The sequence below is a fragment of the Roseibium sp. HPY-6 genome, assembly GCF_040530035.1.
Classification (GTDB): Bacteria; Pseudomonadota; Alphaproteobacteria; order Rhizobiales; family Stappiaceae; genus Roseibium.
Genome location: NZ_JBEWCD010000001.1, coordinates 1,747,386 through 1,771,953, shown reverse-complemented (window position 1 = coordinate 1,771,953; position 24,568 = coordinate 1,747,386). Strand labels below are relative to the sequence as shown.

Sequence of the window (24,568 nt, the reverse complement as noted above, 5' to 3'; positions counted from 1 at the left end):
AGACACCGTTTGCCTGCAGCGTCATTGCCCCGGTGCCGGCAATTTCCTATTGGCCATGATAATCGCACTCCGGGCTGCGCACCGATGCGGCCCGGCAAGGAAGCTTGTGTGATTGATTTCAGACGGTTTCCCTCAGTCCCTCGCGATCACGGCGAGCAACATTTGAACGTGAATGCGCTCCGATCACCTGTACGACTAGGCGCTGCGTTTTTGCGCAGCAAGCATTCAGGTCGTAGCGACCGACAATCGTTTTTCTGGCCTCTGACCGCAATTGCTGGAACCGGTCCGGAGCCTTGAGCGCTTCTTCAATTCTCTCGGCGAATTTCTCCACATTCCAGAAATCGACAAGACGACCGTTGAGGTTGTCCTTGACCACCTCACGGACCGGCGGAGTGTCGGATGCTATGATTGCAGCCCCACAGGACATGGCTTCCAGAAAAGACCATGACAGGACAAACGGATAGGTCAGATAGACATGTGCGGCCGAAACCTGAAACAGGCGAATCAAATCGCGGTGTGGAATTTGGCCCAGAAAATGTAGCCGGTCCGGCGCAAGACTTGTTTCTTCCTGCAGCAATTTGCGCCAACTCGCAGCCTGTTGAGGGCTGCTCCCGTAACTGACACCATCACCGCCTGCCACGACGAATTGGACCTGCGGGTTGCGCTTTGCAACCAGGTCCGCCGCGCGCATGAATTGCGGAAAGCCCCGGTAGGGTTCAAGGTCGCGGGCTGCAAAAGTGACAATCGGATCTCCGGCGCTCAGCAGATTTCCATCAGGTAGCCGAAACGTGGCCAGCGGATCGGGCCGCGCGCGGCCCGTGTCGATGCCCTCGTGCTGGACAATGATCTTTGAATGATATTCGGTCGGATACCTGCTTTTCTGCCACCTTGTCGGACTTATGCCGTAGTCCATCTGATCGAGCGTCGATAACTGAACGGCGTTGCGCAGTCGGAGCGTTTGCCTCTTTCCGAGATCAATGTTGTCCGATGGCGCAAATCCGATGTCACCGCCCTCGGACTGGAAAAAGTATTCGCAAAACCCGACCATCGGGGTGTCGGGAAGCGCATCTTTCACGAACATCATCCCGCCCCACGCGATGTGCCCCAGCACAAGGTCGGGCGTGTTGCCATGCCTGGCAAGCCGATGGAGGATTTCGGCTACCCGGCGTCCGGCTTCGATATAGGGAACAGAGGTATCTTTCCGCCCGGACTGCGCAGCACTCGGTGTGTCACCGTTGCCGTATCGAAGCACCCGCAGGCCCGGGACGGGCCTGTCGATGCTTTCGCAGATCAGGGTGACGGTCCAGCCGTCAAGGATAAGGCGTCGGGCAATGTGAACGAATTGCCCAGGCCCGTGCCGGTGCACGAAAACTATATGCATCGCAGACGGTCTCGCGTCAGAAGCCGTTAGCGCCTAACCGACCGTTGCGTTGCTGGAGATCGGTTGCCCAGATCACTTCCAGTTTGCGCAGCAAAGCAAACGTCTCTTCAAGTGCCATCCGGTCGCGTTCGTTACGTACGATTTGAGCCTGGTTGACCTCGTCTGCAGCCTTGATGGCGTTGCACAGGTCTCTTCCCTTGTCGGTCAGCCGAATGCGCGCCGAGCGTCTGTCTCTGGCAGATGCGGTTCGATCCACATATCCCGATTGGACGAGTTGCTTCAGGCTGTAGGAGGCGTTCGATCCGAGATAGTGTCCACGATCCATGAGGTCGCGCACGGACAGATCGTCATCGCCAATCGTGAAGAGAAGCATCGCGTGTGACGGAGAGATGTCATCGGCACCGATCCTGATCAGATCGACACGCAACCGGTCGAGATATCGCCGGTACATCCGTTCAATCACGCGGACGAGTTCGAAGTGGTTTGCGTGAGCGTAGGGGTTCATTTCGGCGCTCATGTCCGACTCCGCTACATCATATGTATTATTTTCAACCTTTGGTTTAGGGATGTCGATTCGACCGTTGATTTGTTGTGGTGCATCAGTGAAGATTTTGTGCATATGCCCCTAACTCCCACCAAATTTCGAACTAAATTCGAAATAATTTCATTACCGAGTTGCTCCTTGTCTTAGCGGGGTTTCCGTTTTTTATTTATATTTTTATCTTTTGCATGAGATAAAATTGCGTGCCACAATTAAATCCCAAACATCATCCAATTTAGTCTACAAACCTTCATCATTTATAGGGAAAAGATGTGTCGTTTTCTAGGCAATTACTAATTTTTTTCGCACCTGCGAACTCGTCTTTGGGTTGAATGTTTGGAGAATGATGCATGGTTGATCAGGCAAAACCTGCCGCGAACGACCCGTTAAGTCTGGTGCGGGAGGCCCGCAAAACCTTTACAACTGGTTTGATCGTCGCGGCAGCCCTGAGCGGATTTATCACGCTTTTACAGCTCACTGCGCCGCTTTTCATGCTCCAGGTGCACGACAGGGTTCTGAACAGTCAGAGCGTAGACACACTTGGTATGCTCGTCATTATCGCGGCCGGAGCACTGACTCTCTACGGTATTTTGGAGTTCATTCGCAGTCAGATTTTTCAGGTAATGGGGACCGAACTCGTCCGCCGACTCAATCATATGGCGATTGAGGCCGGCGTGAAATCCTCGCTCGAAAAGGGCGGCAGCCTCGCTTCGGAGGTGCTCCGGGACCTTAACGACTTGCGCAGCTTCGTGACCAGCAACGCAATCAGCGCTCCACTGGAAGCGCTCTGGGTGCCCCTGTTTCTCGCAGTTCTGTTTGTTCTTCATCCGCTCTATGGCCTTCTGGCCGTTGTTTCGGCCTTCGTTCTTGTCGGGCTGAATGTGATCTCCGATATGGCGACTCGTTCGCTGCTAAAGGAAGCGAACTCGGCAAATGTCGAGAATGTCGCGACGATGGCGTCGACGTTGCGGCACGCCGAAACGATCGAAGCGATGGGGATCATGCCGGCACTTGCGCGGCGCTGGCGAAAGAGACAGCTCCACGCCAGCGAGCTGATGGCGCAGGGAAGCCGGCGCGGCAAGGCGATCCACGCCCTGACCCGAAGCCTTCGCATGGGCATGCAGATCGCTGTTCTTGCTGTTGGCGCGAACCTTGTGATCCAGGGCGAGGTGACCGCAGGAACAATGATTGCTGCGAGCATTATCACCGGACGGTTGCTTCTTCCTTTTGACAACATGACCGAGAACTGGCGGCAATGGGTGTTCGCATTCACAGCCTGGGGCCGCGTCCGCGACATCCTAGAGAATCATTCGTCCATCCGTCAGGCGATCCCGACACCTGCAAGCCAGGGCCCGCTCACGGTCGACAAGCTCGTCTTTGCTGCGCCCAACATGCCGGTGCCTGTCATCAAAGGCATTTCCTTTACCCTGGAGCCAGGAGACGTATTGGGCATCGTCGGCCCTTCAGCGGCTGGAAAATCCACGCTTGCGCGCCTTCTGGTCGGAGCGTTGCAGCCGACCACGGGCGGGGTCTTTCTGGATGGCCATAACGTCTACCTGTGGGAACGTGCGTCCGTCGGAGCCATGGTCGGCTATCTGCCGCAATCCGTCTCCCTTCTCGACGGCACGGTTCGCGAAAACATCTCGCGTATGTACGAGGTCGATCCGCAGATGGTGATTGATGCGGCCAGATCAGCCGGGGTTCACGAGATGATCGGCCGGATGCCCCTTGGATACGATACGCCCGTGGGGGACAATAAATATACATTGTCCGGTGGTCAGAAACAGCGGGTTGCGCTGGCGCGGGCGCTGTTCGGGCATCCCAGGTTGCTGGTTCTGGACGAGCCCAACGCAAACCTCGACACGGAAGGTGAGGTTGCGCTTTTGAGAGCGATCTCAAGCGCGAAGGAAGACGGTGCAATCGTGATCGTGATCGCGCACCGTCCAGCCATCATGGAGGCAGCCGACAAGATCCTGGTTCTTGAAGACGGGCGCATCAGTCAGTTCGGAGACAGAACCGATGTGGTCAGCAGTATCTCAAGGCGTTTGCCGGCGCCAACGCCAAATCATGCTTTGCCGTCGAGCGGAGAAGTCGCATGACGTCCAACACCGATATTTCGACAAACGAAACGAACAAGCAGCTTAAGGAAGTTGCAAAGAAACCGTTCTGGCAACAGGCCGAAAACCCGGAAGACGAAAAGGCGCCGAGCATTCGTGGACCTCTTGTTGCAGCCGGGATTGCTGTTGTTGTCGGTTTCGGCGGATTTCTGCTTTGGGGGTTCACGGCCGACCTCGACAGTGCTGCAGTTGCGACCGGCAAGGTCATCGTCGACAGCAAGCGCAAGACCATCAGTCATCTTGAAGGTGGCATTCTGCGCCGGCTGCTGGTCAATGAAGGCGACTTCGTGACGGCCGGACAGGCGCTGGTCGAGCTCGATGCGACGCGGGCCCGTGCGGAACTGGCGCAATTGCGCGGTAAGAGGATAAGTCTTCTGGCGACGCTTGCGCGGCTCAGATCCGAACGTGACCTCAAAGACGAGATTGAAATGCCTAGGGAGCTGGTGGAGAGCGATGCCCCGACGGCTTCGGATGTTATGGCGGCCGAGGAACGGTTTTTTGAAAAACGCAGGCGGGTCTACGAGGGAAAGGTAGCCTTCCAGCAAAAGGAGATTGAGCAATTCGCAGCGCAGATCGAAGCCGCCGAAGCTCAGATTGCTTCCAACAATCACCGCCAACTGCTGCTTGAAGAGCGGGTTGACGCACTGAGCGGCCTGGAGAAAAAGGGGTTCACGTCAAAGGCCATGCTGAGCGAGGTGCAGTTGGAGCTTAGCGAACTGATCGGCAATGGCGGAGAACTCGCGGCTGAGAAGGCGAAATCGGAAAAAGCCAAGCAGGGTGCGGAAGTCGCCTTGCTGCAGGCCGAGCAGGAACTCCAGAGCGAAATTGCCAGCGAGATCCTGGAGGCACAGCTGGAACTTAAAATTACCGACGAGCAGATCATTTCCGCCAAGGACGTTCTTGATCGTCTCGTGGTCTATGCTCCCCAGGGCGGCATTATCACCGATATTGAAATGCGCACACCGGGCGGCGTTGTCGAGCCGGGCAAGGCAATCATGGATATCGTGCCGCAGGATGAGAAGATGCTGGTCGAGGTTCGCATGAACCTCAAGGACATCGATCATGTGCGTGTCGGCTCCGAAGCCCGAATCAGACTAACGGCTTACGATCGGCGGAACGTTCAACCGCTCGAGGGAGAAGTGACCTTTGTGGCGGCCGACCAGACCGTCGACCAGCAGACACAGGCAGCCTTCTATGTGGTTCGGGCCGAAGTCAGTCAGGAAGAACTGGCGAACAATCCGGTTGTCGCGCTTTATCCGGGAATGCCCGCTGAAGTCCTTATCTTGCGCCGGGCGCGAAAAGCGATCGAGTATCTGGTCGAGCCGCTTACGGAGAGCTTTAATCGCGCATTCCGCGAAGACTAGCCGTCAAAGCAACCCAAACACAATCTCAAACTGATCAGTTTTGTATCGCATTGCCTGACATTTGTGCAGTGCGGTATAACGTGTACATTGATTTACATGATTTCGCGAAGACGTTCCATAGTATTGAAAACTTATGCGTGTATGCGGGTTTAGTAGGAATTTAATAACTTAGATTCAACGCATTGAAAAATATGATAAAAATTAGTTCACCGTCAAAAATTATTCCCGTATAAACGAAAAATTAATTCGAATTTAGATGCAAAAAAGATGTATTAGTTTGGTAATTTTGGCATTTTATTAGAGTAATATCCTCTAAAATACTCATTAAACAAAATATTGCCTTACTTTTTTCACTAATAATCCCTTTGAATAAAGTCATAAACGTGTATTGTGTTTTTCGCACCGCAAGAAGACGGGGTTTGTGCGGTGCGGGGTGCCGCGGTTTCCGGGGCGTTGTTTAAGTGAGGTAAACTTCAGGAGTAAGCTATGGCCACAATTGAAGGCAGTGCTTTCCAGGATTTCCTAACGGGTTCAAATGCCCAGGATTTCATATTTGGTCTGGGTGCAGCGGACGTTATCGTGGGCAATGAAGGCGACGATTTTCTGTTCGGTGGAACTGGTGGTGATCTGATCGTTGGTGGTGAAGGTTCGGACAAGATTTTCGGTGAGGGTGGCGAAGACGTCATTCTTGGTGGAGAAGGTTCCGACACGATCTTCGGCGGTGCAGGTGCCGACTATATTGAAGGCGGTGATGGTGGCGACATCATTCTCGGCGGCGAAGGCACCGACATCATTGACGGTGGTGCCGGCAACGATCTGATGTTCGGCGGCGGAAACAATGACGTGTTCGTATTCACCGGTGGCGGTGGAAACGATATCATCATGGATTTCCAGGTTGGTGATCTGGTTCAGATTTCCTCGAATATCAACAATACCGGCATCGGTTCGGCTGCAGACGTTGCAGACCGTGCAACACAGGTTGGCAACAACACTGTGATTGATCTGGGCAACGGTGACACCGTTACGCTCAATAACACCAGTGCTGACGACCTGAAGGACAATCCTGAAGGCTTCATTGTTGTAACCTAACGCGATTTGCTCCGGGCACCTGTTTCGATGGGTGCCCGGAGCAATCTTGTGCCGCCGGTCTGGTCTGCAATCCTGCGCAATGAAGTACTCAAATGCTTGAAACTCTCGGCTCTTATGTGGAATCGCCTTTTGATGCGCCGCAGTTTCTGCAGTTGACTCCCGATGTTTATCTGGTTGCCTGGGATCCGCCGCATGCCGTCAGCGCAGCGCCGAAGCTCGAAGAGCAGGCGCAGAAAAAACTCTCTGCGATGGCTAGTGTCCGGCTCGCCCTTCTTGACGGACGAACCAGAATACTATGGGCGCTTTCGCTAAAAGGTGACCCTGACCTGCAGTTGAAGCTCACCGCCGGCTCGATAGGGTCCGGAGCCGAACTCAAGGTAAAAGGCGAAGAACCGGTAGCCGCAGCCGATGCGTTCGCCCTGACAAATGGCCTGACCCAGAACGCCTGCGCTGTGCTTGTCACAACGATCCTGAGCACCTGGTCGGGAATGTTCAAGCTGGCACGGTCCCGCAGTTTCGTTGGCTTTGCCAAAAAGCTGTTGCATTCCGTGAACGACACCCCGCCGGTTGCCGACTGCGTCGCTTCTGTGGGTGAGACACGAATACTCGAAACCTTCCTCAACAGCGAATGCGCCGAGATTACGTCGGCGACCCTCATTGGGGATGCCGGTATCAAGCGGCTGGACGCCGATTTCTTCAACACGCTTCATAACAACGGAAAGAGCCGGCTCTTCATCGGCGTTGTCGACACGCCGCAGGCTCCGACGAAAAGCTACATGGTCTTGTCCGGTCCCTGGGGTCTTGCGATCAGGCGTCTGGAGACAGGAAACGCGGAACGGTCGCTTGGCGCATGGTGGGCAACAAATGCGCGAAAGCTTCCGGACGTGCGCGACTACATCATCACCCGGTTCGGCGCACGCACACAGACCACAATGGCGGCTGTCCGCGACTTGCAGCTCTCTGAACCGATGCCGGCCAAAAGGCACGGGACGCTTGGCGAAACTGCAGCATTTTGCGCTGTCGAAACAGCGCTTGCCGTTGACAGCGGTGTCCTTGTGGGCGGTTGGATGCGCGATCCGGGCAAAGCTTACAAGGAACTTGCAATCCTGACCGGAGGCGAAGAGCAAGTCGCGCTAGACCTGCACACGTTTGACGGTGTTTTGCCGGAGGCCCAGGGCGGCTACGCCATAAAAAGATTTGTTGCATTTGCACCGACCGGGCAGACGCTTTCAAACCATATTCAACCACGTTTCAAACTCACGATGGCGTCGGGAGAGCGAACTTCACTCGTGCCGCCACCGCAGCCGAGTGACGCGGTGGAAAGCCGTGCGAGTGCACTGTCGGTCGTGCCGCCCAGGCACGCGACCGATCACGTCGTCGCCGAATGCCTTGCACGCCCCTTTGCCGACCTGCAGGATCGCTTCAGACAACAAGTCGGAACGCCGAGCGAAATTGTGATCGGCGAACCGGTTGGTCAACCGGTGGTCTCGATCGTGATCCCGCTTTACAAGGTTTACGAGTTCATCAAGCCACAGCTTGCGGCCTTTGCCGCTGACCGGTGGCTCGCCGAAAACGCCGAGATTGTGTTTGTGCTCGATTCTCCAGAGCAGGCGGCTCATGTCGAAGATCTGTTGATCGGCTTTCATCTTCTATACGGATTGTCATACCGGCTGGTCGTGATGGAACAGAACGGCGGCTATGCGCTGGCGTGCAATGCCGGTGCGTCCAGGGCCAGCGGACGTTACATCGCCATGATCAATTCAGACGTCGTGCCGCTGGAAAGCGGCTGGCTTGAGCAATTGTGTGCGTGTCTCATGATGGATGAGCAGGTCGGAGCGGTCGGAGCAAAGCTTCTTTACGCGGATAATGCCATTCAGCATGCCGGGCTCAAGTTCATACAGGACGAGAAAAAGCGCTGGTTCAACCACCACTATTTCAAGGGCTTTCCCAGGAACTTCCCGCAAGCAAGCACTTCCCGAGAGGTGCCGGGGGTCACGGGTGCATGCCTTGTGATGTCACGGGAAGATTTTGAAAAGGCCGGTGGTTACACCACGGACTTCATCATAGGCGACTATGAAGACAGTGACCTTTGCCTGAAGCTCAGAAGCAGCAACAAGAAGATTTATTATCTGGGTGATGTCGAGCTCTATCACTTCGAACGCGTCTCCATAAACAAGAATGGAGATTATACGCGTGGTGTTGCTTCTCAATACAATCGTTGGCTTCAGCAATACAGGTGGAGACAGGAAATAATGGATGTGATGTCTGCAATCGGAGTGCGTGATGGAGTGTTGAGCGTATGAATTCTCCGGTTGTGATAGATGATGTCGTTCGGCTCAAACCTGCCCCGCTTGGCGGTGAGCGGCTTGCCCTGCTGCAAAAAGCCATTGGCCGCAATCGGTTCCTGCCGATTCCGCCACAGGAAGAAAACTTCGTCGGAGACGGCGATTATCTCGCCATTGGAATCGAATTTCTCGGACACTTTATCGAGCTCGGAGGATTGCAAGAGCATGAGCGCGTGCTGGATATCGGCTGCGGGATAGGCCGCATGGCCGTGCCCCTCACACAGTATCTCGATCCGGAGAAAGGGACCTATACCGGCATAGACCCGGCGTCTCCTGGAATTCAATGGTGCACGCGGAACATTCGATCCGTTTATGAAAACTTTCGTTTCATGCATCTTGATATCGCAAATGATCTTTACAATCCCAAAGGACACTTGTCAGGAACGGAGATCGCACTTCCTTTCGCAGACGGGTCCTTTGACTACGCCGTCATGACGTCCGTGGTTACTCATCTGCCGGCGAATGAGATCGAGCCCTATTTCCGGGAGATTGCAAGACTTCTCGCACCCGGTGGCAGACTGTTCGTGTCAGCTTTTGTCATGGAACCGGAGAGCCAGCGCGCTGCGCAAGATCTTACGCCGCGGATCCAGTTTCAGCGTCAGGGAGACGGGCCGGCCTGGTACGCCGACGCGAATGCTCCGCTTGCCGCGGTCGCGTTCGATGATGGTTTTCTCGACACGTGTCTGCAGGCCGCCGGGTTCGACATTGCCCTGAAGAAACTCGGACACTGGCGTGGCCAGACGGGCAGCAAGCATTATCAGGATTTCTTCGTTGTGGTGAAATCAGAGCGGGGTCGCGCCGCATGAAGGTTCTGGTCGTCGCGCACAACCATCCCGACCTGCACCCGGGAGGCACAGAAACCGTCGCACTGGAACTCTCCAAGGCGTATCGGGACGCGGGACATCAGGCGCTCTTTGTTGGGGCAACAAATCATCTGCATCGCGAGCCGCATCCAGGCACAAGCTTCCAGGCGATAAGTGACAGCGGTGACGAACTTCTGATGTGGGCCGGTCATTTTGACCGTTTCAACATGAGCCAGATCGATCTTCGCGCTTTCGTGCCGGACATGACTGCGCTGCTTGAGAGCTTTCGTCCGGATGTCGTGCATATCCACCACCTGATCCTGTTCGGTGTCGAATTGCCCGTGTTGATCCGCCGGGTCCTGCCGGACGTCCGCATCGTCATGACGCTTCACGACTATTACGCGATCTGCGCCAATGACGGTGTTCTGATGAAGAGTGCTGATGAGCCGTGCGCGGCAATGGGTCCTGGCGGGTTGTGCAACTGCATCGAGGCGGCAAAGCCGAACGACATGCGTCTTCGCGAGCGCTTTATCAAGACGCATCTTGAAGCAGTTGATCAGTTTGTCGCTCCCAGCAGTTTCCTTCGAGACGTTTACATTCGTTGGGGCCTTCCTGCCGACAAGATTTCGATCATTCGCAATGGGCGGCCTGAGGTTGTACAAGCGCCGGCCCGGGGGGGAGACGATGATCCCAAACGTGTGTTCGGCTTCTTCGGCAATCTGACCCCCTGGAAAGGTATCGACGTTGTGCTGCGCGCCGCTGAACTACTTGTCGAAAGGGAAGTCGACTTCGAGTTGCGTGTACATGGCGGTGCTCCGTTCCAAAGCCCGGAATTTGTCGAGCAGATTGAAAAGCTGTTTGAGGCGACCGCGCCGCATGTCATTCGCCATGGACCTTACAAGCCCGAAGATGTGCCGGACCTTATGAGCGCGGTCGACTGGGTTGTCGTCCCGTCGGTCTGGTGGGAAAACGCGCCGCTCGTAATCGCCGAGGCGCAACAGCATGCGCGGCCCGTGATCACTTCCGGTGTTGGCGGAATGGCCGAAGCCGTCAAGGACGGTGTCGACGGATTGCATGTTCGCAGAAATGACCCTGCGAGCCTTGCCGCAGTCATGAGAAACGCTGCGGATGACGCAACTCTGTACCGGAAGCTGTCTGGCAACATCCAAAAACCACCGACCGTTGCACAGGTGGCGGATCAGTACCTTCAATTGTTCGCCGGGAAGGCCCAGGCCGTAAGCGACCCCGCAGCCTAACGAGACCATCATGACCGCAGCAAAGCTAGAAAACAGAGCTGAAAGTCCCGAAGTGGAAAAGGGTGAGGCACCCAAGATCCAGGGACGCGTGGATGCGTTCGAAAACGGACGGCTGCTTGGCTGGGCATGGGACGCGGCCAATCCGGACGACCGTATGACCATTCATGTCTTTCACGACAGTGAACGCCTCATGAGCAAACTCGCCGATACGAAGCGAATTGATCTTCAACGAAATGGCATCGGCGACGGTGGTTATGCGTTCGATCTCCAACTCCCGCAGGCTGCTGCTTCGGCGCCGGAAGGCCTGTCGGTTGTGGCGGAATCCCCGAAGGACGGCGTGCAGCTCAAGCTGCCGCGTCCCAGTGCGGAAGAACGTGCGGCTGAAGCTGCAATCGCGTTGCCGCTTTCCATCGTGATGAAAAAACTGGACCGGGTCATAGCCGTTCAAGGGCAGAGCGCGCTCGGGCAAAGGGATGCTACCGAACTTCTGAAAAAGACGACCGGGCGTATCGATGAACTCGCATCAACCGAAGGCGAACTTGGCGAGGCTCTGGGGATCCTGAAGAACGGTCAGAGCGACCTTTCGCAGCGTGTCAAAGAGCTTGAAGTTTTTCTTTTGCGCTTCGACACGACGCTGAAGAGCTTTGATGAGCGACTGATCGCGTTGGGCGACCGGCACAAGAACAATCTCAAGGTTCATTTGCTGTTGCTCGCGATTCTGCTCGGCTTCGTCGGTGGGATGGTCTTTGCCGCTGCCGGTGGCTTGTGGAGCTAGACGATGGAACCGGTTGTCACTCTTGAAGGCGCGCAGAAGCTTCCGGACAAAGGACTGGAGCGCAAAAAACCTTCGTCTGGTGCAGCCGGCCAACCACAACCGGTACTGCCTCTCGACGGGCGCAGCGTTGCGTGTGCAGCCATTGATCGGGACACGATCCTGATCGCAGGTATTGGCGACAGTTTTACACCGCATCTGCAGGCGATCCTCAATGACAACGCGAAAGACACGGTTCCATGCACGGTGCTGTCCCTTCCGGGAAAAACCAAGGGCGCATCCGGACAGGTCCCCTTTGTTGCCATTCTCTTCCTGCAATCGATCGCGGTGCCGAAACTTGAACGCGTTACAATCCGAAGCAAAGGGCATTCGCATCAGTATTCGGTGAAGTACGGACCAGTCCCCTTCGAGGAGTTCCTCGGACTGGTCGCGACGGCGGCGGCGCAGGCCGAGGCCAGCGTCATCGATCTGTTGATCGATACGCTTTTTTCCGGGAACGCCGACGTCAAGAACCAGCAGGTCGCGGCAAAACTCCTTGGACAGGTCGCCCGCCGGGACGGATTTATCGAGATGCTGGGCCGTTTTGATGAGGGTGACTTCTATGCGCAGGGCTGGTCGAAAGACCTGCCTGCGGGCAGCAACCGCGTCTTCCTGTTTGATGGCTCGTTAAAAGTCGCGGACCTTTCCTGTTGTCTCTTTGAGCGGAAAGACACGGGCGGCAAGGCTTCCGGATTCGCCGGGATATTGGATCTGAAGGACGGGTTTCCATCGGCCCCGGTTCGAAGTCTTTTTTTCCGGGGCCGCAGTGGTTGGAACAGGGTCGACGTTCATGAAAGAGGAACGGTTCTGGGCGCGCGAGCGCTTCCTGGCCACGTTCGTGCGCTTCTTCCAAGGCTGAACGCTGCAGGCGGAGCCCGGGCCAGGCTCGAGGCACTGGCCCACCGATTCGATGGGCGCGAGACGGTGAGCGAGCTCGATGTACCTGTTCGCGTCGGCCTGGATTTTAGTGCAGCAGCCGGCCCGGACGGAATTGTCCTTTCGGGCTGGCTGTTGAACCCTGAGGACCTTGTCGAGGCCGTCTATTTGCGTTCAGGGAATGCTTCTTCCCGGTTGGACAACGCGTGGACGCCTCAAAAACGGCCCGATGTTTCCAAGGCTTTTGAAGACCTTTCCCCCTTCCTGGAAGGTGCTTCGGGGACACACCTACACGGATTTCTCGTCTTCGTGCCCGGGATGGTCGCCAGTCCGGGCGAGGCGCCCTATCTCGAGATTGTTTTGAAAGACGGACGTTCGGCCTACGCGCCGCTTGCACTGGGGCGCACCAACCTCCGGTCGGCGCTGCGCCGCCTTGTGGCCGGCCTTGATCCAGCCATCGCGTCCGAAACCGATCTGATAGACCGCCAGTTCCTGCCTCTTTTGAGCAGTGTGGAAGCTGCGCGCCCAACCATCGAAGACACATTCGATATCGGAACCGTTCCCGAAACGGCAACACGAACAGTCGTTGTTGGTCTTGATGAATCGATTGAGAAAGTCAGGACGCTTTTGCCCGTTCTTGCACTCGATCCCTTTCTGCGCGGGACGGCCGTGGTGCTGGCGGCGCGCGCATCTGTTCTTGCCGAGCAGCTTCAGGAGATCAAACGTCTGGCAGCGTTTTACGGCATGCCTGTCAGGGCCGTTGCCGGTGCTGATGTAGAGGACAAGCTGGATGCCCTCCAGATCGGTCTGGAAGCAGCGCCTTCGGAAACGGTAGTCTGCCTGAGTTCGAGCGTGGTACCGCTTTCACCCGGATGGCTTGAACCGCTTGTGTCGAAATTCGAAAGCGGGGACAGCAGCTGTCTGGTGACACCGACCATTCTCTACGAGGATGACACCATCCGATGGGCGGGCACCTGGATCGACAAGGACACCGGCAACCTCACCGTCAAACAGCACTATGTCGGATACCCGCGCAGGACCCTGATGGGCGCGGAAAGCTGTGAAGTCGTTGCCGCGACATTCGACTGTTGCGTGCTGCCAAAAGACGCATTGCCCGCAGCCGGTGGATTTGCCCGTCACTATCTCGGTACTGACGAGAAGGGCATGGACGCCACGCTGAAACTGCGTGCCGCGGGCCTCAAGTCCTATTGGGTTCCTCAGGTGGAAATGGTTCTTCCCGAAGACGGTCACGGCAGCGAAAGGCTTTGGCACAAGCTGGTCAACCAGCATGACAAGAAGCAGTTTATGCGTCTATGGCAACCCGCACTCGCAGATTTGAGGGAGGGAGCGCCATGAACACTGCCGCGTCTGAACAGGAGCGTTCATCAACCCAAACCTTGCGGGTGCTCGTAATCTCACACGGCCATCCGGAACTGTCTCTTGGCGGTGCTGAGGTTGCCTCCTACAATTTGCATGCCGGTTTGAAAACGGTGTCGGGATCACAATCCTTCTTCGTTGCGCGGGTTGGAGATACTTACCCGCGGCACGGCAGGTCGGCGCTCATGGGTGTCGCCGATGCGGAAGATGAACTGCTGTTTCACGCCGATGAATACGATCCCTTTCTGATATCAAACCGCAACACGGCAGATCTGCAATCGGACCTGCGCCGTTTCGCGCGCTCCCTCAATCCGGACGTTGTCCATTTCCATCATTTCATCGGAATGGGGCTGGAGGCACTGCATGTTGTGCGGGAGGCGCTTCCCAATGCAGTCATCGTCGTCACGCTGCACGAGTTTCTTTCCATTTGTCATCATCACGGTCAAATGGTCAAAACCGGAACGAATGCGCTTTGCCGGTCTGCTTCGCCGATTGCCTGCCACGGCTGCTTTCCCGAAATTTCGCCAGGAACGTTTTTGCGCCGGAAGCAGTTTGTGCAGTCGATGCTGAACCTGGCTGATGCGTTCGTCACGCCAAGCCGTTTTCTTGCGGAACGGTATGAACAGTGGGGTCTTCCCGGCGGCAAGATTTCGGTGATCGAAAACGGCCTGAACGTCTCGGAAAAAGCCGCGCCAAGGCGACTTAAATCCAGCGACGAGCGGCGTTCGCGTTTTGCCTTCTTCGGGCAAATGACACCCTACAAGGGCGTTGACGTTCTGCTGGATGCCGTACAGCGCATACCGGAAACTGTCTGGGGCGACGATACCTCAGTCACGATTTTTGGCGGCAATCTCGAACGCCAGCCGGAAGCCTTCCGTCACAAGATTGCGGACCTAATTGAAAGGACGGGAGATCGTGTCCGGTTCGCAGGCGCATACCAGAACAAGGATATGCCGTCCCTCATGCGCCAGGTCGACTGGGTCCTCATGCCCTCCGTTTGGTGGGAAAACTCACCCGTCATCATTCAGGAAGCCTTTTTTCACGGACGGCCGCTGATCTGCAGCGGTATTGGCGGTATGGCAGAAAAGGTGCGCGACGGTGTCGACGGACTGCACTTCCTGGCATCCAGTCCCGAAGATCTGGCGGATCGGATGACGGAAGCGCTGGAAAACAGGAATTTGTGGAACACGCTGCGCTCAAACATCGAAGCGCCATTGGATCACAAAGACTGCGCACAAAGGCACCTTAATTTTTATCGCTCCATCATCGGAACACGGTATGCCAAAGCATCCGCGTTGCCAGATGATTATCAAGAGAGCGCATAACGTTTCACAAAAGGAAAATGCATGGCACGCGTTTTGGTGATGATCCCGTCCGGTGAAGTTTATGATCACGACAGTGTACGCTGGTACAAGTATCAGGACGTTCAAAGAAGCATCAATCATTACCACAATATCGGCGACGCATTTGTATTTGATTCAACGCTGAAACTGCTCAGGTTCACAAAACTGCGTACGCTGACGATCAATCAATTCGTTGCGGAGGATGTCGATCGCCTGCGCTCGGAATTCGACTACGTTGTCCTGCGCGGCTCAAACTATATTCACAGCGATATGAACTGGGAGTGCGCTGAACAGGTTCTTGAAAGACTTGGGTTGCCGGTTTTGGCGTTTGGCATAGGTGCGCAAGCGCCTGTAAAGGGCAAGATCGAGCTGTCGGAATCCACCAAAAACGTCTTGAGGATTATCAGCGAGTCAACACAGAGCATTGGTGTCAGAGGTGCATATACGGCGCAGGTTCTTTGTGATCTGGGCATAAGAAACACCAGGATCATCGGATGCCCGACCGCCTTTCGGAAGAACAAGCCCGACCTTAAGATCTCGCTTCCGAAAGTCGACGACCTGCGCAAGGTTGGCTTGACGATCCGGCGGGAAGTGTCTCCTGCCTATGCCCAGGACATCAAACAGTATCTGACGTTCCATCGAGACTTGGTAAAGTCATTCGCAAGCCGGTTTGACACCACGTTGTTCGCGCAAGGCGAGGTGGAGGAAAAGAAACTTGTTCTCGGTACGGCCGAGCAGAAAGAAGAGGCCATTGACGCCCTGAGGAAGAATGCGTGGGTGGGCGAGTGGTACCTTGACGAGGACGTTGAGCGGCTCTATCGGTCCCGTCTTTTTTATTCCGACGTCGTCGCCGACTACGACGCTGCGGTCAGCGCGTGCGATCTTGTTCTCGGGTACCGGTTGCACGGAAATCTCATGGCGTTGGCCAATGGAGTTCCTTCTATCTACTTCACCTATGACAGCCGGACGCGCGAATTTGCCGAAACGTTCAAGATACCCAGTTTCGATGTGTTTTCCGGAAAGGTCTTCCGACTGAGTGACTTCTGGGACCCGTCATGTTTCGACCCGTTCAATGGGGCGTACCGGCATATTTATGCTGCAATGCAACAGTTTCTTGAGGAGAACAAAATCCCAAATCGGATGTTGGGAAATGAGTTTCTTCCAAATGAAAGTAAGATGGTGGCAGCTGTGTAAACACAATTTATTTTGAAATTGCTGCTAAAATATAAGTAATACTAAAATGATTTCATCAAACATACGTTTAAAAATTTTTTAAAAGGCACTAAATACATAAAAAAACTTGAATTTTACTCTGTTGCGTCGCATTATGGTCACAAATTCACGCGATTTTTTTATCGTGTACTTGGTCATCATGCGGCGGCATTTCCCAAGAAAGAGCCAATGCATCGCAGATTTCGGGGGCTCTTATGACAGTTGTGGCCACGCAAGAGGCGTTTCCAGTCGAAAAACCGGCGATAGAGGAGAGGCTGCTGAAAGACCTGACCCTGATTGTCGTCGGGGTCGCCCGACAGGAGCTACCAACCGCCTTGTTGGGTGCGGTGCAAACAGTCTGGTTTCAGGGCATCTCGGACGGGCAAGCGCTGTTCTCTGACGAAAAAGGCGCGGTCTTCCAGGTCATCGAAGCGCCCCTCATGGCGCTTGCTGTTCTCGCCGAACCCGGCGCGTCTGGGGAAGCCGATGCGTTGTTCAAATGGTTGCAGCGTCATGGCGTCGTTCAGCTCCCGTCAGTGGTCGTCTGGACGAGAGGCCAGGAAAGTGAAGCCGTTTCCTCCATCGTTGCGCTTGTTGCGGAGCATGTGAAGTCGGCTGCACGTCGCCTTGTTCTGTCCAATCGGGAATTGAGAACGCTGAGAAGCATGAACGACGATCTGCAGAACCGTTTTGCAGCAATCGAATCTTTCCTGAACCGCAACGGTTTGCAGCCGCTGGATCTGGTGTTCAGCAACGAACCGTCCGAAAATCCCTCGAATGCGAATGTACTCGCAAGCTCTTCCCGGGAAGGCATCAGTCAGATCCTGCCGGTTCCAAGCTCTGGCGTGAGCGGCGTAGCCATTCACGTGGATCAGCTGGCCATCCGGCAGGACCTCAAAATGCGTGCGCAGCTCGTGACGCTCGAGGACTTGCGGATCGTCGACACATGGCAGATTTCCAGCGGCGACCTGACGACCGGCTGGAACACGTTTGGCTTATCGAAGTCGACAGCCGGATTGAACCGGACGCTTGAATTCCGTCTGCAGCTGGAAGATGCCGAAGAGGACACGCCCCTGCTTTCGCTCGGCAGTCTGCAGCCGATCGAAATGTTTCAGGTGCGCGATGCCGCCAACGGTATGCCGGTGCTGAAAAACAGTCTCGCTGTGCAGGTCTGGGGTGGTATCCCGGGCGTATCGATGCCGCCTTCGGCAAATTACATCGCCGCGCAGTCCCAGCAGACAAGCCAGAGCGAAGGCTTCCGGGACATGCCGATAACTCCGGGTGTGCTGGAACACGCAAGCCTGGCGAATTCCGACGAAGTCACTTTCGACTTCGAGGCGATCATGCCCTTGCCAGCCGAGCGTGCAATCGGGTGTCACCCACCTGCGGAAGGGATCACGATCGGCGAGTTGCCGGCTGCCTGCCCGCCACAGATCATCAGAATGTCTGCGAAGGCTTATATAGACAACAGCCGTGCAGCAGACATTGACTTCGCGATCGCGGTCGCTGGCAGTCTCGAGGCAGCAAAGGCGCTGTTCCGGGAAGAGCGTCAACAAACCGTCGGAGAAGCTTACTCCGGATGGCAGACTGTCTCCTTTGGCGAGAGTGCGCACCTTAGCGCGTTTGCAAGCGAACAGGTTGGCGCGTGGCAGAACGTCTATTTCGCTACACGGATGAACGAGGCAGGCGGGAATGACTTCGCCTGGGCCAAGTTTGCGAATTTCCGCGCCGTTGTAAGCGGATGACGACAATGTTGCGTCCAACAGAACCAGGACAGGATCATCCGAATGTGCGCTATGCACGGTTTGGAAGTTCCGAAAAGCCCTCGGCGACAATCGCTATTCTCATACCGGTTTTCAAACACTCGGTGCTCTTGTCTGAGGCCGTTGATTCAGCGCTGTCGCAGGAAGCGCCGTTCAACGTTGCCGTTGTTATTGTCGACGATGGCTGTCCTTATCCGGAAACGGCTCAAGTCGGACAGGCATACGCCCTTGCGCATGACAACGTCTATTACTTGAGAAAGCCGAATGGTGGGCTGAGCTCGGCACGCAACTATGGCATCGAGTTCTCTCTTCGCACCTTCAGCGATCTTGAGGCTGTCTACTTTCTGGATGCCGACAATCGCATCACATCTTCAGCGATGCGCGTTCTTCTGGAATACATGCGTGCAAACAAAGGGATAGACTGGATCTACCCAAACATAGACAAATTCGGCATTGAGTGGAACGGAAACTACACCGCGCAGTACTCGCGGCTGCTGCATGTCACATTCGACAATATCTGCGAGGCTGGCAGCCTTGTGTCGAGGTCCATGCTCGATGCCGGGGTCAGATTCGACGAAACCATGAAATCCGGTTTCGAGGACTGGGAATTCTGGCTACAGGCCATCTCTCTCGGCTTCAAGGGCGCTAATCACCCGTTTTTCGGGTTCGAGTACAGACAGCGGGCCGAAAGCATGCTGCGCGATTCCAACCGGAGACGCGAGAGCATCCTCGGATACATCAGGACGAAGCACAAAAAGCTGTTTTCAGCGGATACGCTGTTGCGCTGGGAACACGAAGAGACCCCACGCTACGTCGCATTCGGGACTGACTCCTATCTGGTCGATCTATTCACAGATCCCGTCGTTCCGCACGAAAAGCGCGGCTTCGAAGAATTCGTAAAGATGTTCTGGGCCGCACAAACAGAGCCTGAGACCTTTGGGGTGCCGCCGTTCTGGCTCTGGATGTCGCCTGCGCATCGTGATGCGTTGAAGGGCTTCGGACTGCTCCACAATATCCTGTGGCTCGGCGAGCGCCTGTCCCAGTCTCACCATTTCGTGGCGATCCGTTTCGAGAGTGACAAGGATAAGTTGGGCGTTGAGGTCGAGACCCTTGAAGAAGGCAAGGAGCTTGCCAAGCGGCCGCTCGGCTGGATCTGTTCGCTCGGTATTTTGCAGCAATGCGTCGCGGACAAATCCGACGACTGGGTGAGGACACTCAGAAAGCCCCAGCCCTCCCCGAAAATTGCGGAAATCGTTGTTCGTGGACCGTTTTCAGCTGAAGACATTCAAGGCACCGCTCTTTCCTCCACCAACAGCCTTCTGGCCACGTTGGGGGCGTTGCGCGATTCCGGTTACAAAACCGGCGCGGATAAACGTTGGATATGGCGGTCTGCCTATTTTCCGGATCGCAGCAAGTACTACGAGTTCCTGCGCCACTCCCTGGGTGCTTCGCCGATCATGCCGCGGCTGGCAACAGAGGGCGGTCCGCTTCGGGTGGGGCTTCTGCTTCCGATTGCGACTTTCGGCGGTGTCGAGAAAGTGGCTTACGCCACCGCACGGGTGCTGAAAAACGCAGGCTGTGAGGTCCATCTCTTTGTATTCGGCAAACCGGTCTACAATCGCATTCCCGACAATGACGGGATATTCGACAGTATCAACTTTCTAGCCGACGATTATCCGCTTTGGGGCGGCCCGAACATGTTTTCGGGGCACGACATTTTGATGGGTCACGACGAGAACGCGCGCTCGGAAGAAATTCTCGGGTTTTTGTCGGGTCTCGATGTCATCGTCAACAATCAGCTTGCGCCGGCAAATGCCGTTTTCGGCGAACTCCGGCGTCGCGGTGTGAAGATCGTGAACTACGTGCATGTGCTTGACGCGTCGGAAATGGGCCGCGCCGCAGGCCATCCCTACCTGACACTTGCCTACGAGCACATTTACGACAGTGTCCTCACATGTTCGCGGGACATGGCAGAGTGGCTTCATGGAATGGGTGTACCGAGTGCAAAACTCCTCCACATTCCGAACGCAGCCGGCTATCCGATGTCGCCGGAAGACGTCAAGCGCCTGACTGCGGCGCGCAGGCAGGACCGGGAAGGGCCCTTGAAGGCGTTGTTCCTGGGGCGTCTGGACCGCCAGAAGGGCATTGAACGCATCTTCGCGGCGGCCAGAACGCTGAAACGCAATGGCGTTGCGATCGACTGGCGGATCGTCGGTTCCGACGTAATGGACTCAGGGGCTGGCGGATCCTGGAAGGACCGGTTTGCCGATGTCGGTATCCGTGTCGAAGCACCGGTCTATGACAGTCGGCGCCTTAGCAAGCTTTTTGCCTGGGCGGATGTATTCGTTCTCCCTTCCAGGTGGGAGGGAGCGCCACTGTCAATCATCGAGGCGCAGCGGCTTGGCTGCGTGCCGATCGCAACCAATGTCGGCGCGGTGTCAGAACTCATTGACCACAAGGTCGACGGTATCCTACTCAGATCGGACGACGATGGCGTCGCCACGCACGATCTGACGCATGTGCTCGAGGCCATCGGCAAGTCGCCGAATGCCTTGAAAAAACTCTCTGAGCGCGCAATCGCGAGAGCGAATGACCGGAACTGGGACAAGAACCTGCAGCCGTTTCTCAGACAGCTGCACACCTGGTTTCCAGAACGTCTTCAAACCATTCGGCGAACCAAGGTTGCCGTCGCATCGTCTGGCAAGACGGCCAATGCGCCTGCGGCGAGCGGAGACACCGGAAGTGACCTCGCGTGGCGGCAATCAGGCCGGCAAACCACAGCCCGTTAACTGAAGGGCGCTTTGGCCCAAATTCTGGAAGGTGCAGATCGCATGAAAAGGCTCTTCGTATTAAATGGCGGCGCAGCCGTTAAACCCGGAAACAAATCCGCTTTTTTAAAGATTGACGATCCGTTGTCGGCATTTGCCCGTGGCGGCATCAACACGGGCGACGTTCTCGTTTATGACGCGATGCTGAAAGCGCTCGCGTATGACCAGATCAAGAACCTCCAATTCTCCCATGCAGGCGACGAGAAGCTGTGGCCGAAAGAGGATTATGACGCCACCGTCGTGCGTGGATCGAACTATCTGACCGAAACGGTGGACATCGGCAATGTCGTGCCGCTGCTCAAGAAGCTGAAGGGTCCGATCGTTCCGATCGGCGTTGGTGCGCAGGCCGCCAAGTACAAGAAGCTGGAACTTCCGAAAGGCAGCGTCGAAGCCTGGAAAATTATCGCCGACAAATGCGAAACGATCGGCGTTCGCGGCGTCTATAGTGCTGAAGTCTTCAACGATATCGGCATCAAGAATATCCGCATTATCGGCTGCCCCAGTTTTTACCGCAATCTGAGCCCGTCGATCGAGATCAAACCGATTGATCCGGCAAATGCGCGGGTCGGCCTTACGCTCAACAGGTATTTGTCTGCAGACTATGCGTCGAACGCGACAAAGACCAACCGGATGCAGCGAGCCCTGATCAAGGCTGTCGCGCAACGGTCGGTAAATCGGCTCTATTCGCAAGGTGAGCGTGAAGAAACCCTTGCGATCTTCGAGACCGGTGAGGCCAAGCAAAAGCACATCAAATCCATCCTTGGAAAGTACAATCTCCAGGGAGATAAAGATGTCGAAGCGCTGGTCAGCGACCGGATGCAGGCGTTTTTCGACGTGGACGAATGGGCTGCGGATGCGAAAGAGAATGTCGATGCATTGGTCGGTTTCCGCCTGCATGGCAACGTGATTGGTCTTCACCAGGGCATTCCGGCGGTCTTCTTTACCTACGATTCGCGTATTCGCGAACTTTCAACACTGTTCGCAATCCCTTCCGTCGAGGTTGAGGACTATATGCCGATCAACCTTGAGAACATCTTCGAAAAGGCCGACTTCTCCAAAGTGCAGCACGTCTACAGGTTGAACTACGCAGAATACCATCGGTTCCTGACGGAAAATGGTTTGAACCATGTCCTGGTAAAGCCCGTTGCAGCTCCGCCGAAAAAGGCGCTGGAAAAACCGAACCTTGTTCAGACGGACCAGAATCTGGGCGAAGTCACCAACTGGTTCCAGGACGAAGTCGGGTACATGACCGACGAAATTCAGACGCTTCGCGACAGGGCCTGGAAACTGGAACTGGCGCTGCGCGATCTGAAAAATCCGAAACCGAAGGCAAAACTGGCCAGCTAACGGACATGTTCCTTAAGACCTTGCCGTGTCCCTCTCTCAGCCGCCGCCGCTTCTTCGCGGCGGCGGCGGGCGGGTTTGTTGCCGCTGCGGCGCTTACAAGACCGCAGCCGCTTTCTGCCTTTTCCGGCGGTGCGCTGCCTGCGCCGCTGGCGCGTTCCAATGGAGACTGGAAGCTTTCGTTCCAGGACGAGTTTGACGATCCCGTCGCATTTCAGACCACGTGGGAAGCACTCAAGCGCGGCGGACATCAGCACAAGACGATGCGTTACCCCCGTAATGTCGTCATTGAAGACGGTGAGCTGGATCTTGAACTCGGTCATCAGAGCGATCCGAAGCGGCCCTTTACCGGCGGCTACATTCGTACACGGTCATTCCGACAGACCTATGGGTATTTCGAATGTGAAATGCGCATTGCCAGCGAGGGGGGTGTCAACAATGCGTTCTGGATGGTCTCCGACCGGTCGTTGCAGGGTGATACCCAGTTCGAGCTGGACATCGCCGAAGTCAAGTATCCGAACATTGTCCAGGTGTCCGCAAGACGCTGGAAGCCTGAAAAGATCGTGCTCGCAGCGACTTACCGGTCAGAGAACCAGCTTGCCGAAGGGTTCCATCGCTACGCGATGCTTTGGACCGAAAATGAATTCCGGTTCTTTGTCGATGATCTGGATGTCTTCGACATTGAGAACACCTTTGCGCACACGCCGGCCATGCTATTGTTCAGCAATGCCGTTGCTCCCTTTGCCGGCAAAAACGACGGTGATGTCGAAGGAGCGGCGACAACTGTCCGCAATGTGCGCGTTTTTCAGGATTTGAGCGCTTAGACAAGTATCAAGCGATCAAACCGGCTGGACATTCAGTTTGGGTTCCAGACAAGGCCGGCTTGTCGGAGCAATCATTCTGCCGCAAGTGGCATCGACTGCGAGATGCGTGTGTAACCGTCCCGCGTCTGCGGCGTTTTGATGCCAAGGATATTCCCGGCGATCTGTGTGCGCAGGATCTGGGTCGTGCCGCCTCCGATGGTGAACATCCTGACGTCCCGGTACATGCGTTCCAGTGGTTCCTTGTCGCTATAACCGCGCGCGCCGAACATTTGCAAAGCATCGTTGACCACTTTGATCGCCATTTCCGATGTAAAAAGCTTTGCCCGGGCAGCCATTGTCATATCCGGATACCTGCTCCCGCCCGGACCTCGTGAGCACGCGGCTTCGTGCACCAGCAAGCGCGCTGCGTGAAGCTGGGTGTCCATATCCGCGAGCATCCACTGCAGACCCTGGAATTCAGCCAGCGGTCGACCGAATTGCTGGCGCTCAAGCAGGTGTTTCTTTGCATGTTCAAGCGCGCCGGCTGCGACGCCAAGGGCGACCGCCGCAGCGCCAACGCGTTGAGAATTGTAGGCATTCATCAGGTCGGCAAAGCCGTGTTTCAGGCCCGATGGCGGGTTCAACAACCATTTTTCGTCGATTTCAACATTGTCGAATTGCAGCTCTGCCTCAGGCATGCCGCAGAGACCCATCGTGTTTTCCCGAGCTGTCACCCTGAACCCGGCAGGTGTTTTTCCCTTCGCCGGATCGGCGAAGAGGATGAAACCGCCGATACCTTGTTCCTCGCCGCTTTCATCCAGCACGCGCGCGAAAACGAGATGGAGTTTGGAGACGCCGCCGCCGGTGATCCAGTGCTTGGTTCCGTTGAGGATGTATTTGCCGCCGCGTTTGCGCGCAGTTGTCTGCATTTCGGTCGCAGCACTCCCGGCTTCCGGCTCCGTTATGCAGATGGCGGGTTTGTCTCCCGCAAGAACATGGGGTGCGCAAAATGCCTTTTGTTCGTCCGTGCCATACCCCATGACGGCACTGATGCCGCCCATATTTGCTTCCACGACGATACGTGCCGTGAGCGTGCAGGACCGTGCGATTTCCTCCACCACCATCGCAACGTCGAGGTACTCAGCGCCTAGGCCACCATGGGCCTTTGGTATCGACATGCCCATGATACCGGCGTCCGCCAATTCGCCGACATTCTGCCAACAATAAGTGCGTGCCGCGTCCCACCTGGCTGCGCGCTTTTCGAAACCCCGGGACAGTTCTTTTGCGACGCTTACGAGCGGATGTGTCATGACGA

At 55.9% G+C, this 24,568-nt stretch carries 17 protein-coding genes; 14 read left to right on the top strand and 3 right to left on the bottom strand.

Annotated elements, in window-relative coordinates; genetic code table 11:
- Positions 1 to 118 precede the first annotated feature (118 nt).
- On the bottom strand, positions 119 to 1,381 hold the full coding sequence (locus ABVF61_RS08280) for a glycosyltransferase (protein ID WP_353993038.1): 1,263 nt from the start codon (positions 1,379 to 1,381) through the stop codon (positions 119 to 121).
- Between the two features lie 16 nt (positions 1,382 to 1,397).
- Positions 1,398 to 1,898: a MarR family winged helix-turn-helix transcriptional regulator gene (locus tag ABVF61_RS08275; protein ID WP_353993037.1), complete on the bottom strand. Its 501-nt coding sequence runs from the start codon at positions 1,896 to 1,898 to the stop codon at positions 1,398 to 1,400.
- A gap of 374 nt (positions 1,899 to 2,272) precedes the next feature.
- On the opposite strand from ABVF61_RS08275, the gene ABVF61_RS08270 reads away from it, so the two are divergent.
- The 14 genes from ABVF61_RS08270 (at position 2,273) to ABVF61_RS08205 (ending at position 23,274) form a co-directional block, all read left to right on the top strand.
- Complete coding sequence (locus ABVF61_RS08270; protein ID WP_353993036.1) at positions 2,273 to 4,021, top strand: type I secretion system permease/ATPase; 1,749 nt, start codon at positions 2,273 to 2,275, stop codon at positions 4,019 to 4,021.
- On the top strand, positions 4,018 to 5,403 hold the full coding sequence (locus ABVF61_RS08265) for an HlyD family type I secretion periplasmic adaptor subunit (protein ID WP_353993035.1): 1,386 nt from the start codon (positions 4,018 to 4,020) through the stop codon (positions 5,401 to 5,403). The genes ABVF61_RS08270 and ABVF61_RS08265 overlap by 4 nt, the downstream gene beginning before the upstream one ends.
- 486 nt (positions 5,404 to 5,889) lie before the next feature.
- Positions 5,890 to 6,492, top strand: coding sequence for a calcium-binding protein (locus tag ABVF61_RS08260; protein WP_353993034.1), 603 nt, complete (start codon positions 5,890 to 5,892; stop codon positions 6,490 to 6,492).
- 92 nt (positions 6,493 to 6,584) lie between these two features.
- Positions 6,585 to 8,795, top strand: coding sequence for a glycosyltransferase family 2 protein (locus ABVF61_RS08255; protein WP_353993033.1), 2,211 nt, complete (start codon positions 6,585 to 6,587; stop codon positions 8,793 to 8,795).
- Complete coding sequence (locus ABVF61_RS08250; protein WP_353993032.1) at positions 8,792 to 9,643, top strand: class I SAM-dependent methyltransferase; 852 nt, start codon at positions 8,792 to 8,794, stop codon at positions 9,641 to 9,643. Before ABVF61_RS08255 ends, ABVF61_RS08250 begins: the two co-directional genes overlap by 4 nt.
- The gene (locus ABVF61_RS08245) at positions 9,640 to 10,896 is read left to right on the top strand and encodes a glycosyltransferase family 4 protein (RefSeq protein ID WP_353993031.1); all 1,257 of its coding nucleotides are present in this window, start codon (positions 9,640 to 9,642) and stop codon (positions 10,894 to 10,896) included. Before ABVF61_RS08250 ends, ABVF61_RS08245 begins: the two co-directional genes overlap by 4 nt.
- A 10-nt stretch (positions 10,897 to 10,906) precedes the next feature.
- Positions 10,907 to 11,671, top strand: coding sequence for a hypothetical protein (locus tag ABVF61_RS08240; RefSeq protein WP_353993030.1), 765 nt, complete (start codon positions 10,907 to 10,909; stop codon positions 11,669 to 11,671).
- Between the two features lie 3 nt (positions 11,672 to 11,674).
- Positions 11,675 to 13,939: a hypothetical protein gene (locus ABVF61_RS08235; protein ID WP_353993029.1), complete on the top strand. Its 2,265-nt coding sequence runs from the start codon at positions 11,675 to 11,677 to the stop codon at positions 13,937 to 13,939.
- The gene (locus ABVF61_RS08230; protein WP_353993028.1) at positions 13,936 to 15,285 is read left to right on the top strand and encodes a glycosyltransferase family 4 protein; all 1,350 of its coding nucleotides are present in this window, start codon (positions 13,936 to 13,938) and stop codon (positions 15,283 to 15,285) included. Before ABVF61_RS08235 ends, ABVF61_RS08230 begins: the two co-directional genes overlap by 4 nt.
- A gap of 21 nt (positions 15,286 to 15,306) precedes the next feature.
- Entirely contained in the window at positions 15,307 to 16,497 is a 1,191-nt protein-coding gene (locus tag ABVF61_RS08225) for a polysaccharide pyruvyl transferase family protein (protein WP_353993027.1), read from the top strand.
- A 233-nt stretch (positions 16,498 to 16,730) separates the two neighbouring features.
- Complete coding sequence (locus tag ABVF61_RS08220; protein WP_353993026.1) at positions 16,731 to 18,260, top strand: DUF6212 domain-containing protein; 1,530 nt, start codon at positions 16,731 to 16,733, stop codon at positions 18,258 to 18,260.
- 5 nt (positions 18,261 to 18,265) lie between these two features.
- Entirely contained in the window at positions 18,266 to 21,067 is a 2,802-nt protein-coding gene (locus ABVF61_RS08215; RefSeq protein WP_353993025.1) for a glycosyltransferase, read from the top strand.
- 42 nt (positions 21,068 to 21,109) lie between these two features.
- The gene (locus tag ABVF61_RS08210) at positions 21,110 to 22,453 is read left to right on the top strand and encodes a polysaccharide pyruvyl transferase family protein (protein ID WP_353993024.1); all 1,344 of its coding nucleotides are present in this window, start codon (positions 21,110 to 21,112) and stop codon (positions 22,451 to 22,453) included.
- 5 nt (positions 22,454 to 22,458) lie between these two features.
- Positions 22,459 to 23,274 (top strand): glycoside hydrolase family 16 protein, encoded by an 816-nt coding sequence (locus tag ABVF61_RS08205; RefSeq protein ID WP_353993023.1) that lies wholly within the window; start codon positions 22,459 to 22,461, stop codon positions 23,272 to 23,274.
- A 71-nt stretch (positions 23,275 to 23,345) separates the two neighbouring features.
- Here ABVF61_RS08205 and acdA read toward each other — a convergent pair whose 3' ends face one another.
- The gene (gene acdA / locus ABVF61_RS08200) at positions 23,346 to 24,563 is read right to left on the bottom strand and encodes a 3-sulfinopropanoyl-CoA desulfinase (protein WP_353993022.1); all 1,218 of its coding nucleotides are present in this window, start codon (positions 24,561 to 24,563) and stop codon (positions 23,346 to 23,348) included.
- Positions 24,564 to 24,568: the final 5 nt, after the last annotated feature.